The sequence below is a fragment of the Burkholderia sp. ABCPW 11 genome (assembly GCF_001523445.1).
In the GTDB taxonomy this organism is placed as follows: domain Bacteria; phylum Pseudomonadota; class Gammaproteobacteria; order Burkholderiales; family Burkholderiaceae; genus Burkholderia.
In genome coordinates, this window is sequence record NZ_LOVM01000091.1 from 1 (window position 1) to 1716 (window position 1716).

General features: G+C 67.5%; 3 protein-coding genes and 1 pseudogene. 3 read left to right on the forward strand and 1 reads right to left on the reverse strand.

The genetic code is table 11. The annotated features are described in order from the left end of the window. Positions 1–123: pseudogene (locus tag WS61_RS28975) on the forward strand (hydrolase); the annotation flags it as partial. Between the two features lie 66 nt (positions 124–189). On the opposite strand, the gene WS61_RS28980 reads toward WS61_RS28975, so the two are convergent. Next, positions 190–1113 carry a LysR family transcriptional regulator gene (locus tag WS61_RS28980; RefSeq protein ID WP_059505704.1) on the reverse strand — a complete coding sequence of 308 codons (924 nt, stop codon included), beginning with the start codon at positions 1111–1113 and terminating at the stop codon, positions 190–192. A gap of 96 nt (positions 1114–1209) precedes the next feature. Between WS61_RS28980 and WS61_RS28985 the strand changes: the two genes are divergently transcribed. Both WS61_RS28985 and WS61_RS28990 read left to right on the forward strand, forming a co-directional pair. Beyond that, on the forward strand, positions 1210–1377 hold the full coding sequence (locus WS61_RS28985) for a DUF1427 family protein (RefSeq protein ID WP_059505705.1): 168 nt from the start codon (positions 1210–1212) through the stop codon (positions 1375–1377). A gap of 18 nt (positions 1378–1395) precedes the next feature. Beyond that, positions 1396–1716: amidohydrolase family protein (locus WS61_RS28990; RefSeq protein ID WP_157692791.1), on the forward strand; the 321-nt coding region annotated here is incomplete at its 3' end.

Genomic DNA, 1716 nt, shown 5'->3' on the forward strand with positions numbered 1-1716 from the left:
ATCGCGAAGGAGCATTCGGGCGCGTACGGGATGGGCGTCGACTACGCGTACACGATGGTCCACAAGGCGCCGCAGCGTACCGCGACGCCGCACGAGTCGATCCCTGCCGTACCGGCGAAGTAACGGGCCGTCGGCCGCGATCGCCGCAGCGGCTACCGCGGCGATCGCGTGCCGTCGGCTGTCGCGCGTTCAGGCGGCGGGCAGCGCCCACGGCGCGCGCGAGAAATGTTCGGCGAGGAAAGCGAGCAGCACCGTCACGCGCGCGGCGCGCAGCATGCCGGGGGGCGTGACGAGGTTTACGTTGATGTCCGCGATCTTCCAGTCGCTCATCACTTCCTCGAGCGCGCCGCGCTGCAGTTCGTCCCACACCAGGAATTCGGGCTGAAGCGCGAGGCCGTGACCGGCGACGAGCGCGGGGACGATCACGTCGGCGTTGTTGGAGCGAATGCGCCCGTGCACGTTCACGCCGAAGTCGTCGCCCGATACCGTGTGACGAAAGCGCCAGTACTCGGGCGTCGGCAGGTTCGTGTAGGTGAGGCACACGTGCTGTTCGATGTCGCGCGGATGCGTGGGCCGGCCGTGCCGGTCGAGATACGCGGGCGATGCGACGAGTGGCCGGCGCACCGCGCACAAGCGGCGCGAACGCAGCGACGAATCGGCCAGTTCGGCGATGCGGATCGCGACGTCGAAGCCGCCGGACACGATGTCGACGATGTGGTCGGTCAGCACGAGGTCGATGTCGACGCGCGGATAGCGCTCGAGAAACGCGGGCAGCACCGGCGACAAATGGTGCAGCCCGAACGACATCGGCGCATTCACGCGCACGAGGCCATGCGGTTCGAGTGCCTGCGCGGACGCTTCGTTTTCGATCAGCTCCGCATCGGCGAGCAGGCGGATCGCACGGTCGCGCAGCAGTTCGCCGGTCGGCGTGAGCGACAGCTTGCGCGACGTGCGGTACAGCAGCATCGCGCCGAGGCGCTTTTCGAGGCGCGCGACCGCTTTCGACACGGTGGGTTGCGATACGCCGAGCAGGTCGGCGGCTTTAGCGAACGAACCCGTCTCGGCGACGCGCGCAAAGATGGCCCAGGCTTCGAGATCAGGAAGGTGTTGCATGGTCGGAAGGGATGGCAGGCAAGCGAAACGGATGCGATGCGCCGCGCGCGCGGCCTCGCGATGCGGGTGATTCTAATCCGGCCGGGAGAAAACGTTATGGAATCATATTTACTTTCATTGGGCGCCGGCATGCTGATCGGCGTCGTGTACAGCGTGATCGGGGTGCGCTCGCCGGCGCCGCCGCTGGTCGCGCTGGTGGGCCTCGCCGGCATGCTGGTCGGCGTGCAGGCCACCGCGCCGGTTCATCACTGGCTCGGCTTCTGACCGCATCGAGGACATTTCATGAGCGCAACCGATACCCAACCCGATCTCATCCTTCACAACGGGCGCATCACGACGCTCGATCGTGCGAACCCGGTCGCGACCGCCGTCGCGATCAAGGACGGCCGCTTCGTCGCGGTGGGCGGCAACGCGGAGATCGTGCCGCTCGCGGGCCGCGCGACGAAGACGATCGATCTCGGCGGCCGCGGCGTGCTGCCGGGCTTGATCGACAACCACTGCCACGTGATTCGCGGCGGCCTGAACTACAACATGGAACTGCGCTGGGACGGCGTGCCGTCGCTCGCGGTCGCGATGGAGATGCTCAAGCGTCAGGTCGCCGTG